Origin of the sequence: Rhodococcus sp. H-CA8f (genome assembly GCF_002501585.1) — a bacterium.
In the GTDB taxonomy this organism is placed as follows: Bacteria; Actinomycetota; Actinomycetes; order Mycobacteriales; family Mycobacteriaceae; genus Rhodococcus_F; species Rhodococcus_F erythropolis.
Genome location: NZ_CP023720.1, coordinates 2,842,499 through 2,857,335 on the forward strand (window position 1 = coordinate 2,842,499; position 14,837 = coordinate 2,857,335).

11 protein-coding genes are annotated in these 14,837 nt (G+C 62.2%); 10 read left to right on the plus strand and 1 reads right to left on the minus strand.

Annotated elements, in window-relative coordinates:
* Positions 1-17 precede the first annotated feature (17 nt).
* From trpC to CPI83_RS13350, 10 genes are all read left to right on the plus strand, one after another.
* Positions 18-827, plus strand: coding sequence for an indole-3-glycerol phosphate synthase TrpC (gene trpC / locus CPI83_RS13305; RefSeq protein ID WP_003944016.1), 810 nt, complete (start codon positions 18-20; stop codon positions 825-827).
* Between the two features lie 74 nt (positions 828-901).
* Positions 902-2,251: a tryptophan synthase subunit beta gene (gene trpB / locus CPI83_RS13310; protein WP_021334015.1), complete on the plus strand. Its 1,350-nt coding sequence runs from the start codon at positions 902-904 to the stop codon at positions 2,249-2,251.
* Complete coding sequence (trpA, locus tag CPI83_RS13315; RefSeq protein ID WP_003944010.1) at positions 2,248-3,051, plus strand: tryptophan synthase subunit alpha; 804 nt, start codon at positions 2,248-2,250, stop codon at positions 3,049-3,051. Before trpB ends, trpA begins: the two co-directional genes overlap by 4 nt.
* Positions 3,048-4,121, plus strand: coding sequence for a prolipoprotein diacylglyceryl transferase (gene lgt / locus CPI83_RS13320; RefSeq protein WP_198586351.1), 1,074 nt, complete (start codon positions 3,048-3,050; stop codon positions 4,119-4,121). Before trpA ends, lgt begins: the two co-directional genes overlap by 4 nt.
* Positions 4,118-4,543, plus strand: a complete 426-nt coding sequence (locus CPI83_RS13325; protein WP_019748655.1) for a TM2 domain-containing protein — start codon at positions 4,118-4,120, stop codon at positions 4,541-4,543. Before lgt ends, CPI83_RS13325 begins: the two co-directional genes overlap by 4 nt.
* Positions 4,544-4,670: 127 nt before the next feature.
* A complete protein-coding gene (locus CPI83_RS13330; RefSeq protein ID WP_030245814.1) occupies positions 4,671-5,549 on the plus strand; it encodes a TM2 domain-containing protein in 879 nt (292 codons plus the stop codon).
* Positions 5,550-5,681: 132 nt separating this feature from the next.
* The gene (gene gltB, locus CPI83_RS13335; protein ID WP_097387331.1) at positions 5,682-10,160 is read left to right on the plus strand and encodes a glutamate synthase large subunit; all 4,479 of its coding nucleotides are present in this window, start codon (positions 5,682-5,684) and stop codon (positions 10,158-10,160) included.
* Positions 10,153-11,655, plus strand: a complete 1,503-nt coding sequence (locus CPI83_RS13340) for a glutamate synthase subunit beta (protein WP_097387332.1) — start codon at positions 10,153-10,155, stop codon at positions 11,653-11,655. Before gltB ends, CPI83_RS13340 begins: the two co-directional genes overlap by 8 nt.
* A gap of 82 nt (positions 11,656-11,737) precedes the next feature.
* A complete protein-coding gene (pyk, locus tag CPI83_RS13345) occupies positions 11,738-13,156 on the plus strand; it encodes a pyruvate kinase (protein WP_003944038.1) in 1,419 nt (472 codons plus the stop codon).
* The gene (locus CPI83_RS13350; protein WP_019748651.1) at positions 13,157-14,038 is read left to right on the plus strand and encodes an acyl-CoA thioesterase II; all 882 of its coding nucleotides are present in this window, start codon (positions 13,157-13,159) and stop codon (positions 14,036-14,038) included. It begins immediately after the preceding gene.
* A 33-nt stretch (positions 14,039-14,071) separates the two neighbouring features.
* Here CPI83_RS13350 and CPI83_RS13355 read toward each other — a convergent pair whose 3' ends face one another.
* Positions 14,072-14,575, minus strand: coding sequence for an SRPBCC domain-containing protein (locus tag CPI83_RS13355; RefSeq protein WP_003944006.1), 504 nt, complete (start codon positions 14,573-14,575; stop codon positions 14,072-14,074).
* Between the last annotated feature and the right edge of the window lie 262 nt (positions 14,576-14,837).

Sequence of the window (14,837 nt, forward strand, 5' to 3'; positions counted from 1 at the left end):
AAAGGATTCGGGCCACGATGACCGTACTCGACTCGATTCTCGACGGGGTGCGCGCTGATGTCGCCGCCCGCGAAGCCGTACTCGACTTCGCTGCAGTCAAGGCTGCTGCGGCCGCTGCACCGCCTGCACTCGATGCTGCAGCAGCACTTCTGGAATCGAGCATCGGCGTCATCGCCGAGGTCAAGCGAGCGAGCCCCTCAAAGGGTGCGCTGGCCGACATTGCCGATCCCGCAGAGCTTGCCGCGGCTTACCAAGCCGGTGGCGCACGCATCATCAGTGTTCTCACCGAAGAGCGCCGTTTTCACGGCTCGTTGGCCGACCTCGACGCAGTCCGTAAAGCGGTCACCATTCCGGTGCTGCGCAAGGACTTCATCGTGGGGCCGTACCAGATTCACGAAGCTCGCGCTCACGGCGCCGACGTCATCTTGCTGATCGTCGCGGCACTCGAACAGCAGGCGCTCGCCTCGCTGATCGATCGCACCGAATCTCTGGGAATGACTGCCCTCGTCGAGGTGCACACCGAGGAAGAAGCCAACCGCGCGCTCGAAGCCGGCGCCAAGGTGATCGGTGTCAACGCGCGCAATCTCAAAACCCTCGAGGTGGACAAGAACACCTTCGGTCGCATTGCTCCCGGTCTGCCGACCGAGACGATCAAGATCGCCGAATCGGGTGTTCGCGGAACTGCCGATCTGTTGGCGTACGCCGGTGCGGGCGCCGACGCAGTGCTCGTCGGTGAAGGCCTCGTGACCAGCGGCGACCCTCGCAAGGCCGTCGCAGATCTGGTCAATGCCGGTGCACACCCGTCCTGCCCCAAACCGTCTCGATAAAGCGCTTCACCCGCCCGGCGTGCTTTGATGCACCCGGGCGGTGACCAGCGACACCGTTGGGGCAGACTGGTGGGGTGACTTCACGTACTCAGGAACCAGGCTCCGGTGCAGTATTCAAGGGCGGCAATTTGCCGCCGGCCAGCGCGGGACTCACCGAGCGCTCTCACGACCCGGATGCCGGAGGGCATTTCGGCGTCTATGGCGGACGGCATGTGCCGGAAGCTCTCATGGCGGTTATCGAGGAAGTCACTGCGGAGTACGAAAAGGCTCGCGCGGACGACACGTTCTTGAACGAACTCGATCGCTTGCAGCGCGATTACACCGGGCGTCCGTCGCCGATTTTCGAGGCAACGCGAATGAGCGAGTTCGCCGGCGGCGCGCGCATCATTCTCAAGCGTGAAGATCTGAACCACACCGGTTCTCACAAGATCAACAACGTTCTCGGTCAGGTTCTGCTGGCGAAGCGTATGGGCAAGACCCGCATCATCGCCGAGACCGGAGCGGGCCAGCACGGTGTGGCATCGGCCACCGCCTGTGCACTGCTCGGTCTCGAGTGCGTCATCTACATGGGTGCTGTCGACACCGAACGTCAAGCACTGAACGTCGCGCGCATGCGCCTGCTCGGCGCGGAGGTCGTCTCGGTCGAGACCGGTTCGCGCACGCTAAAGGACGCGATCAACGAAGCCTTGCGCGACTGGGTTTCCCACGCGGACAACACCTATTACTGCTTCGGTACCGCGGCAGGTCCGCACCCGTTCCCCACCATCGTTCGCGACTTCCAGCGAGTGGTCGGCCTCGAAACACGAGTCCAGGTTCAGGCACTGACCGGCCGCCTCCCCGATGCAGTCACAGCCTGCGTCGGAGGCGGCTCCAACGCAATCGGAATCTTCCACCCGTTCATCGACGATCTGTCGGTACGGCTGGTTGGCTACGAAGCAGCCGGCGACGGTGTCGAAACCGGAAGGCATGCAGCAACGTTCGCCGGCGGTACCCCTGGCGCATTCCAGGGTGCCTACTCCTACCTGCTCCAGGACGAAGACGGTCAGACCATCGAATCGCACTCGATCTCTGCTGGTCTGGACTACCCGGGCGTAGGACCCGAGCACGCTTACCTGAGCGATATCGGGCGTGCCACCTACGAACCCGTCACCGACAGCGAAGCGATGGATGCTCTACTGCTGCTCTCGCGCCGCGAAGGCATCATCCCGGCCATCGAATCCGCCCACGCCGTTGCCGGCGCGCTCCGACTGGGCAAGGAACTCGGCGAGGGCGCGATCATCGTCGTCAATCTCTCCGGTCGCGGTGACAAGGACATGGACACCGCCGCAAGCTGGTTCGGTCTCTTCGACGGCGCCTCGAGTCAGGCAACCGCTCCGGATGATGCAGCAGACCAGAACGACAACACGGAAGGCTCGGACAAGTGAGCGAACGACCATCACGCCTCGCACCCACCTTTGCAGCGTGCAAGGCTGACAAGCGTGCCGCCCTCGTCGGTTACCTGCCTGCCGGTTATCCGACCGTTCCCGAATCGATCGACGTGTTCAAAGCGATGGTCGACGGTGGCTGCGACATCATCGAAGTCGGTGTCGCGTATTCCGATCCGGTCATGGACGGTCCGACCATCCAGCGTGCAGCCGAAACCGCACTCACCAACGGCGTTCGCCTTCGCGACATCTTCACCGTGATCGAGCAGATCAGTTCGGTCGGCGGCAAGGCCGTCGTGATGACCTACTGGAACCCGGTACTGCAGTACGGCGTCGACAAGTTCGCACGAGACCTCGCTTCTGCCGGCGGGCTCGGACTCATCACCCCCAACCTCATTCCGGAAGAAGCAGGCGCCTGGATGGAAGCATCCGAGGAGCACCACCTCGACCGGATCTTCCTTGTCGCCCCGTCCTCGACGGAAGAACGGCTCGCGATGACACTCGACGCGAGTAGTGGATTCATCTACGCGGCCTCGACAATGGGTGTCACCGGCGCTCGCGACGCCGTGTCGTCGATGGCTCCGGAACTGACCGCACGAATCCGCGCGCATTCCGACATTCCCGTCGGCGTCGGATTGGGTGTTCGGTCCGGCGCACAAGCTGCCGAAATCGCGGCATACGCCGATGCCGTCATCGTCGGCTCGGCTCTGGTCTCCGCGGTCGAGAACGGCTTGGGAGCGGTTCGCTCGCTCACCGAAGAACTCGCCGAGGGCGTCCGCTCGGCTACCGTGGCGTCGTGACCTCAACTGTGGACCTACTGGCCTATATCCCCAGCCCGCCCCAAGGCGTCTGGTACGTCGGACCGGTAGCGCTGCGCGCCTACGCGCTCTTCATCATCCTCGGCATCATCGTCGCGATCGTGTGGGGAGATCGTCGTTGGGTCGCCCGCGGCGGCGAGAAGGGGACCGTTCTCGACATCGCGATCTGGGCTGTTCCGTTCGGTCTGATCGGTGGCAGGCTCTATCACGTTTTGACCGACTGGCCCGCCTATTTCGGCGAGAACGGCCAGCCTCTCGATGCACTCAAGGTGTGGCAGGGAGGCCTCGGAATCTGGGGAGCTGTGTTCCTCGGCGGCATCGGTGCGTGGATCGGCTGCCGTCGACGCGGCATTCCGGTGTCCGCGCTCGGTGATGCGATTGCGCCCGGAATCTTGCTCGCGCAGGCCATCGGTCGTATCGGCAACTACTTCAACCAGGAGTTGTACGGTCGCGAGACCGCCGTCCCATGGGGCCTCAAGATCTTCGAGCGTGTGAACTCTTCCGGCCAGCTCGATCAACTGGCAGGTGTCTCCAACGGAGAAGTCATTCGGGTCGTTCACCCGACGTTCCTCTACGAAGCTGTGTGGAACGTCCTGATCGTGATCCTGCTGGTCCTCGTCGACCGCCGATTCAAGATCGGTCACGGACGCCTGTTTGCTCTGTACGTCGCGGGTTATTGCCTGGGCCGGTTTGTCGTCGAACTGATGCGCGACGATTTCGCATACGAGATCGCCGGCATTCGAGTCAACACATTCACTTCGGGGATCGTGTTCTTCGCCGCACTGGCCTACTTCTTCCTGGCGAAGAAGGGTCGTGAGGATCCGGCTGATTTGAAGTCGAAGGACTACGTCGCTGCGGTAGCTGCCGGCGAAGCAGGAGTCGCGGCGCCAGTTACCGAAATTGATTCGGCGAAGGCCGACGCGAAAGGCGCCGACGCTGAAGATTCTGAATCCGATGCTGCTGAATCCGCTTCCAGTGAGGCAAGCGCCTCCACGGCAACGTCGGATGAGTCGTCGGACGCGGTGAAGCTGTCGAAGAAAGACAAGCCGTGACAGGTCCCTATTCGCAAGGGGGATTCCCCGAGGATCAGGGACCGGTCTACGGCGCGCCCAATCCGTACGGATATCAGCAGCCACCGCCCGCTCCATCGATGTACGGGTTCGGAGATCCCTATGCGCCGTACGGTCGGCACCCGGTAACGGGGGAACCGTATTCCGACAAGTCGAAAGCTACAGCTGGACTGTTGCAGATCTTGCTGGGCTTCCTCGGAATCTGTGGAGTCGGTCGTCTTTACATCGGGAGCGTCGGCATTGGACTGTGCCAACTGCTCGGCATGTTCTTCGCGCTGTTCATGTCCGCGTTCCTCATCGGAATTCCATTTGCCATCGGAATTTGGATCTGGGCGTTCGTCGACGGCATCGTGATACTTTCGGGCAATGCGCGGGACGGTGTTCGCCGGCCGTTGCGAGGATGATCCGGGAGCACGAACCGAGGAAAGATCTGTGGGGGACCGGCCACGCGAAGTCCGAACCCTTCTCGCGGCCCGATAACAAAAGCTATTACGTACCGTCGTCGAATCGAAGGAAAGTACGTTGCCTAACTTGAACAAGAATCCGGAACCGTCCGAGTCGGGGGACTCGTCAGGATCGCAGCCGCCGGTTCCACCCCAGTTCGGGTCGCCGTTCGACTACGACGCGACGGCGGATGCGTCGTTGACGGAAACCTCGGCGCCAACGGAGAAGACTCCGTCGACGGAGACCACCGGCACCGGTCCAGGCTGGGACACGTATTCGGGAGTCGGGAACGGCCCGGGCTGGGGAAACCACCCCATCTACCCGCCGCCGACCGGAACCGAATCGACTACAGCGTTCCCCACTGCCGATTCTGATTCCACCCCGAATCAGCCCACGGCGCCGTACACGTCGCAGGAAAGCTACGCCGCCCAGAACTATCCGGCGACCGACTATCCGGCGCCGGACTACTCGAGGCCGACCCAAACCCCGACGGACGGTCCCGTTTACGGTGCGCCGGCAGATCAGACTCCGAATCCCTACGCGGCTCCGCCGCAGGGCTACCCCGCCGCTCCGCCGCAGGGAAGCCAGAATTACGGTCAGCAGCAGGGCTACCCCCAGCCTGGATATTCGCAGCCCGGTTACGGTCAGGCGCAGGGATACCCGCAAGGTCAGGGTTATCCTCAGCCTGGCTTCGGCCTTGTCGACCCGTCCGCACCGTACGGACGTGACCCGATGACCGGCGAACCGTATTCGGACAAGTCGAAGACGACCGCCGGATTGCTGGGCATTCTGCTCGGCGGTTTCGGAGCAGGACGTTTTTACCTCAACCAGCCCGGCATGGCTGTCGCACAGATCGCGGTCACTTGGTTGACGTGTGGAATCGGTGGCATCTGGCCGCTCATCGACGGCATCATGATGTTGACCGGCAGTGTGCGCGATCAGTACAACCGACCTTTGCGTAGCTGATCGAAAACGATGTTCGGAACTGTGGCCCCCTGACGCTCGTCGTCAGGGGGCCACAGTTTTACTCTCGCGACCTGCGGTTATGTGCTGATAAACTAGCGAACGTCGGCTGCATGACCGTGTGGAGGTCGCCGAGTGCCGTTTTCTCGAATACCTGATCCTCGAGGCCTGTACGACCCCGATCAGGAAACCGATTCATGTGGTGTAGCCGTGGTAGCAGACACCTCTGGACGTCACCTGCATTCCATTGTCGACGAGGCGCTCGCGGTCCTGGCCAATCTCACCCACCGTGGCGCGGTCGGGCGCGAGTGCAACAGTGGTGACGGCGCGGGCATCCTTCTTCAGCTGCCGACGGAATTCTTCGATGCGGTGACCGCGTTCGAGCTTCCACCACCCAACGCGATGGGTGAGAACACCTACGCAGCCGGAAACTGCTTTCTCCCGGTGGATCAGGAAGCACGTCGGCGCGCGGTAGTTCGGATACACCGGTACGCAGCGGCAGAAGGACTGCGGATTATCGGGTGGCGGGCGGTCCCAGTCGACCGTGACTGCGTCGGAACCGTTGCCGCGCAGTGCGCTCCGTACATCAGTCAATGTTTTGTGACGTGCGCCGAGCCAAGAGATCGCAGTGTGGGCGGAATTGCCTTGGACCGACGAGTGTTCGCGCTCAGGAGACAAGTCGAGCGAATTCATTCGGCCGATGATGCGGTGTATTTCCCCTCGTTGTCCGCCCGAACCATCGTGTACAAGGGCATGCTCACGCCGACGCAGTTACCCGGTTACTTCACCGACCTATGCGACGCCCGAATGCGAACTGCCTTGGCGGTCGTGCACAGTCGGTACTCCACGAACACTTTTCCGTCGTGGTCACTTGCTCAGCCGTATCGCTGCATCGCTCACAACGGCGAGATCAATACGATTGTGGGAAACAGGAATTGGATGCGCGCTCGCGAGCCGATGTTGCGGAGCGCACTTTTAGGTGGGGACATCGATCGCATGTTTCCGATCTGTACCCCGGGTGGATCCGACTCTTCGTCGTTCGACGAAGTGCTCGAGTTTCTGACGCTCGGGGGCCGCAGTGTGCAGCACGCCATCGCGATGATGATTCCCGGTGCATGGGAGAACGATTCTTCGATGCCAGACGAGATGAGGGCCTTCTACCAATTTCACGCTTGCCTGATGGAACCATGGGACGGTCCGGCGTCGGTGACGTTCAGCGACGGCACTGTTGTCGGGGCGGTGTTGGATCGCAACGGTCTTCGCCCAGGGCGATGGTGGCGGATGAGGAACGGCCGTATCGTGTTGGCGAGTGAGAGCGGTGTGTTCGACGCTCCGACGTCCGAGGTGTTGGAGAAGGGGCGCCTCGAACCGGGTCGAATGTTCCTCGTCGACACCGCTCGCCGTGGCATCGTTTCCGATGCGGAGATCAAATCCGAACTCGTGAGCACAGACCCCTACAGGGAATGGGTCGACGGGGGATTGGTCGATCTCGAGGAAATCCCCGAGTCGGCGCCTGCCCGAGGCGATCCGGCTCCGCTGTTGCAAAGGCAGCTGCTCTTCGGATACCAGGCAGAGGACTTGCAGGAAGTTCTCCTTCCAATGGCTCGCTCAGGATCGGAGCCGTTGGGATCGATGGGAGTCGACACACCTCTCGCCGTTCTCTCGGATCGGCCGAAGCTGTTGTACGACTATTTCGTCCAGCTCTTTGCTCAGGTGACGAACCCGCCTTTGGACGCGATTCGCGAGGAAGTCGTCACTACGCTTGGTGTCACCCTCGGCGCTGAGCAGAACTTGTTCGAAGCGTCGGCGCTGTCGTGCCGAAGGATTGTTCTCGATAAACCGGTGATTGGACCGGGGAAGATGGCGAAGGTCGCCGAACTATGCGGCGCAAGAACTCCGAGAAGCGCTGTCCTACAGGGAGGTTTCGATCCGAGAGGCAGTCTCGGCGAAGGCGTCGAGAGGCTTCGTGAGTCCGCCCGAACGGCCGCCGCGGCCGGAACCGAGATTCTGGTGATCTCCGACCGTGGATCGGGCCCTGAGCAGGCTCCCATTCCGTCATTGCTCGCAGTATCTGCCGTGCATCACGATCTGGTTCGGCATGGCCTGCGAACCAAGGTTTCCCTCGTCGTCGAGTCGGGTGACGCGCGCGAAGTTCATCACATCGCGCTGCTGATCGGCTACGGTGCTGCGGCTGTCCACCCCTATCTTGCTCTCGAATCGGTAGAAGCACTCAGCGAGCAAGACGAGCTTCCCGGAATAGATTCGAAAATGGCATCGGACAACTATCTGAGAGCGGCAAATTCCGGCGTGCTCAAAGTGATGTCGAAGATGGGAATCGCTACGGTTCACTCCTATACGGGCGCACAGGTATTCGAGGCAGTGGGCTTGGGCCGAGAATTGGTCGACGAATACTTCTGCAACACACGAAGCAGGATTGGCGGGATCGGTATCACCGAAGTCGCGCGAGAAGTTCTGATGCGTCACGCGGCCACGTATCGTACGGTGCGGCATCGTCAGTTGAGCAGCAGTGGAGAGTTCCGGTATCGCCGCGGTGGTGAATTGCATGTGTTCACACCCGAGTCCGTGTTCTTCCTTCAGCATGCGACCCGGACGGGGCGAAGTGAGATATTTCGTCGCTACAGCGATGAAGTCGATCGACTGAGTGCGCAGGGCGGAACACTTCGGGGGCTGTTTCGATTTCGGCGTGGGATTCGTCCGCCGATTCCGCTCCGTCAGGTCGAACCCGTCGAGTTGATTCTCGCTCGATTCAACACCGGTGCGATGAGCTACGGCTCCCTCTCTGCCGAGGCGCACGAGACGATGGCGGTTGCGATGAATGCTCTCGGCGGACGTTCGAACACCGGTGAGGGCGGAGAGTCACCGGAGCGGTTGCGTGACAACAAGCGTCGAAGCGCAGTCAAGCAGGTCGCGAGTGGTCGCTTCGGGGTGACCGGCGATTACCTGGTCAATGCCACTGACATTCAGATCAAGATGGCCCAGGGCGCCAAGCCCGGTGAAGGAGGGCAGCTTCCGGGGTCCAAGGTGTACCCGTGGATCGCGGAAACCCGGTACTCGACACCTGGAGTCGGCCTCATCTCTCCGCCCCCGCACCACGACATCTATTCGATCGAGGATCTCGCCCAATTGATCTACGACCTCACATGCGCAAACGATCGTGCGCGGATACACGTGAAGTTGGTCAGCGCAGTCGGAGTCGGGACAGTTGCGGCAGGTGTGGCCAAAGCGCACGCCGACGTGGTGCTGATCTCCGGTCACGACGGCGGGACGGGCGCGGCGGCACTCTCGTCCATCCACCACGCTGGTACGCCCTGGGAGATCGGGCTGGCCGAAACTCAGCAGACCTTGGTGCTCAACGGGTTACGCGATCGGATCGTCGTCCAGTGTGACGGGGGTCTGCGCACGGCGCGGGACGTCGTCGTCGCCGCGTTGCTGGGGGCGCAGGAGTACGGGTTTTCCACGGCGCCACTCATCGCGGCCGGCTGCGTCATGATGCGGGTATGTCACCTCGACACCTGCCCCGTCGGAGTAGCAACGCAGAATCCCGAACTGCGCGAGCGATTCACCGGCCGGCCGGAGTACGTCGAGAACTTCTTCCGCTTCATCGCCGACGACGTACGACGTTTGTTGGCAGAACTGGGGTTTCGAAGTATCGACGACGCTCTGGGCCACGCAGACGTATTGGAAATGTCTCCGGCGGTGGCGCATTGGAAGAGTCGCACGTTGGACCTCTCACCACTCTTCGACGTTCCGGCCGCGCCGACCGGCGCGGCCTACCCGCCGTGTGTACCTGTTTCGAGCGAACTCGAACGCACCCTGATCGAGTGCGCCGCGAACTCACTCGAGGACGCTCGACCCGTGCATATCGAACTGCCAGTACACAATACGGATCGGGCGGTGGGAACGAGGCTGGGCGCAGAGGTGACCAGACGCTACGGCGCCGTCGGGCTACCTGAAGGCACCATCGACGTCGTGCTCAGTGGAACGGCAGGCCAGTCACTCGGTGCGTTCCTGCCGCCCGGCATCTCGCTGGTCGTCGTCGGCGATGCAAACGATTACGTGGGGAAGGGGCTCTCCGGTGGACGAATCGCGCTTCGGCCGAGTGAGGACGCGCCCTTCGTGGCCGAGGATCAGGTGATTGCCGGCAATACGCTGCTGTACGGCGCTACGAGCGGTGCGCTCTATGCCAGGGGGCGTGTCGGGGAACGATTCGCGGTGCGCAACTCGGGCGCGGTCGCTGTGGTGGAAGGCGTCGGAGACCACGCGTGTGAGTACATGACCGGGGGTTGCGTCGTCATCATCGGCCCAACTGGTAGGAACCTTGCTGCGGGAATGTCCGGCGGAGTTGCCTTCGTACTCGACGTGAAGGCAGAGAAGGTCAACGGCGACATGGTCGTTCTGGAGCGACCTTCGGCGGAAGACTGCAGTCAGCTGGTCGAACTTCTCGGCGAGCATTTGGCTGCGACCGGCTCGCCGGTGGCGGCAAAACTTCTCGACGACTGGGTTGACCAGAGTCCGAGATTCACCAAAGTTTTGCCTGTCGACTACCGGAAGGTCGTGGAACAGAACGAACTGGTGGAGCCGGCTCATGCCTGACGCCCGCGGGTTCCTCAACGTGAAACGATCCGGCTCACCGACCAGATCGACCGATGTGCGTGTCGGTGACTGGGCGTCGGTATACGAGTCGCTGGATCCCGTCGTGCGAAATCGAGACGTATCTGCACAGGCCTCGCGTTGCATGGACTGCGCTGTGCCGTACTGCCATTCGGCCGACGTGGGGTGTCCGCTCGGCAATCTCATTCCGGAATGGAACGACCTGGTTCGGCGTGGACGGTGGTCCGAAGCCTCGGAGAATCTGCATTCCACCAACAATTTCCCCGAGTTCACCGGACATCTGTGCCCCGCACCGTGCGAAACGGCGTGCGTTCTCGCACTCGACGACGAGCACACGTCAGGAGGTGTCACCATCAAGCGCATCGAACAGGCAATCGTGGACAACGCCTGGGAGTCGGGTTGGTTGGGGCCGCAGGCACCGGTAGTTCACAGCGGAAACCGTGTTGCGGTTGTCGGTTCGGGACCGGCGGGACTGGCCGCGGCTCAACAACTGACACGAGCCGGACACAGTGTCACGGTGTTCGAGCGGAGCGATCGGATCGGGGGACTGCTTCGCTACGGAATTCCGGAATTCAAGTTGCCCAAGGCCCTCATCAACCGGCGGCTGGAACAACTGACCGCCGAGGGGACCAGATTCGTCACCGACTGCGCCGTCGGAGTGAACGTGAGCGCGCACGACCTCTCGACGGAATTCGAGGCGGTAGTCCTGGCGGTCGGGGCTGACCGTGCCAGAGACACAGACGTACCGGGTCGTAGTCTTCGCGGAATCCATCGTGCGATGACGTACCTGCGTGCGGCCAACCACGAATGCGAGGGTGACGGAGCGTCGAGCATCTCGGCGCGAGGTAAGAACGTCGTGATCATCGGTGGCGGCGACACGGCCGCCGACTGCCTCGGCACGGTGCATCGACAAGGCGCCCTCTCGGTGACGGAATTGGATTACCACGTCCCACCTCCGGCACGCCGCGATCGAGATCGCGACCCATGGCCGTTGTGGCCGCGGGTCCTACGCAGCTCGCCGGCAGACGAGGAGGGCAGTGACAAACGATTCCGATGGGCGGCGCAGGAATTTCTCGACGACGGTGGGGGTGCGGTCCGCGCAATCCGGATGGTTCCGGTAGCCGTGTCGCGGGGGACGAACGGACAACGGACCCTGGTGGAGACCGGCGACACGACGGATCTGGTGTGCGAGATGGTCCTGCTCGCTCTGGGTTTCGACGGCGTCGAAACCGCCCCACTGCTCACCGACCTTGATGTCGGCACCGATCCACTCGGCAGAATCGAGTGTGATGTCGGGTGGCAGACCCGGACACCCGGCGTATTCGTCTGCGGCGACGCGCATCGCGGGGCGTCGCTGGTGGTTTGGGCGATTGCCGAGGGACGGTCGGCCGCACGTGCCGTCGACATGTTTCTCACAGGCGAGTCGGCGCTTCCGGCTCCGGTTCATCCAAAGGCATTTCCGCTGTTCGTGAGCTGACCAACTGAATCGAGTAAGTACAGAAAGTGCAGGTCGCAAATGCCGGATAGAAGTGCGGTGGGGTAGCGACTAGGCTCGAGCCGTGAACCGACGGACAAAAATTGTATGCACACTTGGACCTGCGACAGCTTCTGGCGACCGCATCCGTGAGCTCGTGGAGAGCGGCATGGACGTGGCGCGCCTCAACTTCAGCCACGGCGAGCATGCCGATCACGAAGAAAACTACATTCGCGTCCGCGCCGCGTCGGACGCCACCGGAAAGGCCGTCGGTGTTCTCGCCGACCTTCAGGGGCCCAAGATTCGCCTCGGCCGATTCAAGGACGAGCGGACCACCTGGGCCAACGGTGAAGAGGTTCGTATCACCGTCGACGACGTCGAGGGAACGCACGATCGCGTCGGGACCACGTACAAGGAATTGGCGCGCGACGCCAAGGCCGGCGATCGACTGCTGGTCGACGACGGAAAGGTCGGCCTGGTCGTCACGTCCATCGACGGCAACGACGTCGTCTGTCGGGTCACCGAAGGCGGTCCGGTCAGCAACAACAAGGGCCTCTCACTGCCCGGTATGAACGTCTCCGTTCCAGCCCTGTCGGGCAAGGACATCGCCGACCTCGAGTTCGCTCTCAAGCTGGGTGTCGACTTCATTGCACTCTCCTTCGTTCGCTCACCGGCGGACGTCGAATTGGTTCACGCCATCATGGATCGAGTCGGGCGCCGCGTTCCCGTCATCGCGAAGCTCGAGAAGCCCGAGGCCATCGACAATCTCGAAGCCATCGTGCTCGCGTTCGACGCCGTCATGGTCGCCCGCGGTGACCTCGGTGTCGAGTTGCCGCTCGAGCAGGTCCCGCTCGTTCAGAAGCGCGCAATCCAGATTGCTCGTGAGAACGCGAAGCCGGTCATCGTCGCGACGCAGATGCTCGAGTCGATGATCGAGAACTCACGTCCCACTCGCGCAGAGGCATCCGATGTCGCCAACGCCGTTCTCGACGGCGCCGACGCAGTCATGCTCTCGGGCGAGACTTCGGTGGGCAAGTACGTCATGGAAACCGTTCGCACCATGGCCCGCATCGTCGAGGCCGTCGAGAACGAATCAACCCGTGTCCCACCGTTGACCCATGTCCCGCGCACCAAGCGCGGAGTCATCTCGTACGCAGCACGCGACATCGGCGAACGTCTCGACGCCAAGGCCTTGGTTGCGTTCACTCAGTCCGGTGACACGGTGCGTCGACTGGCTCGTCTGCACACGCCGCTGCCGTTGCTCGCCTTCACACCGCTGCCCGCGGTGCGCAGTCAGCTGACGCTGACGTGGGGAACCGAGACGTTCCTGGTCGATGCGGTGGCCACCACCGACGAGATGGTGCGTCAGGTGGACAGTGCGTTGCTCTCCCTCGGCCGGTACGTCAAGGGCGACCTCGTGGTCATCGTTGCCGGATCCCCTCCGGGAACTGTCGGTTCCACCAACCTCATTCACGTCCACCGTATCGGCGAAGAGGACCACTGAGTGACCCACGCGAACGCGTCCACCGACCTCGGTACTCTTCTCGGTCTGTTGGATCTGGAGCAGATCGGTGACGACGCGTTCCGTGGATACCACCCGAAACAGGTAGGTTCGCGGACGTTCGGCGGCCAATTGGTGTCTCAGGCACTGATGGCCGCCGGACGGACTGTCGATGGTGATCGCCCCATCCATGCCGTGAACGCCCATTTCATTCGGGGCGGAGATGTGAAGGCGCCTATCGAGTACCGGGTGGAGCGTCATCGTGACGGGAGGGCATTCGCCAACCGTCAGGTGACTGCCTATCAGGGTGAGAACGAATTGTTCGTGATGCTCGCGGCGTTCCAGGACTCCGGCAAGGGGCTCGACCATGCTGTCGAGATCCCGGATGTTCCACTTCCGGAGTCGTTGCCTCCCATCGGCGATCATCTGGTGGGGTACGAGGAAAAACTGCCGCATTTCAGTGCGGCGCTCAAGCCGATCGACATGCGGTACGCCAACGATCCGGCGTGGATCCTCAAGGGCACCGGCGAGAAACTCAACCACAATCGGGTGTGGATGCGCCCCGACGGTGATCTGCCGGACGATTCGCTCATTCACGCTGCGACGCTGGCATATTCGTCCGACACCACCGTGCTCGATTCGATTCTGACCACTCATGGTTTGTCCTGGGGTCATGATCGTATCGTCGCGGCGACGGTCAATCATTCGATCTGGTTCCATCGCCCGTTCCGGTTCACCGACTGGGTTCTGTACGCCACCGAATCGCCGGTCGCCGCAGGTTCGCGCGGTCTGGCCACCGGACGGTACTTCTCGGTGGAAGGACTGCTGTTGGCGACGGTGGTCCAAGAAGGAATGATCAGGCATTTCCCGCGTAAAGGGGAATGAGATGCGGGCCCGAGACTGAACTCGGGCCCAGAATCACGCAGACTTGCGATATTGCGGTGAGAGTTCGTCGGCGCGGTCCCACGGAGACCAGTCGACTTCGCGTCCATCGAGTTGGGCCGCAACAACTTCCAAGCCCGCGTGCCAGCCGGCGGCGTGGGCGTACGCGGACTCTTCGTCTTCCATCGTGTGGGTGAGGGTCAGCCAGCAACCGCCGGTGCCGTCCGGTGCCAGTTCCCAATGCAGAGTATCTGCGTCCCAGAGGAATTCGAGAATTCGGTGCGGGTGGACGCTGATGACCGTCCCGCGCGTCACGTGATCTGCGGGCAGTCCGAATCGCTCGACTTGTTCCGGGGTCACCTTGAACAGCAGATCCGCGCCTGGAGTGAGATTGAAATCGACGTCCGCCGGGAACCAGGCGTCGAGGTACTCGCGTTCCGTTATCACTTTCCAGACCTTGTCCGGTGCGTGCGGAATTGCCAGTTGGAAGCTCAGTGACACCCGACCGTCATAGGTCAGGTTTATCTTGCCGTTGTCCATCGGTGCCTCCAATGCTTGGTGCCCGTGCGGTTGCCCCCATCGTGCCATCTAATTGCTTAGGATGGAATAACTGCAGGTCAGATCGTTACCTATTGATAGGTTATGTCGATTTGTCTCGTTTTGAGAGCGGCGTTCCGGATGCGTTTCGTGGCAGTGAGACAAACGCGCGGTACGCTGACCACGCACGACTGGCGCGGGTGGGAATTACCACCGGGGAGTGCACATCGCGAGGCATCGACCGCCTGGGTGCTTCACACATCTT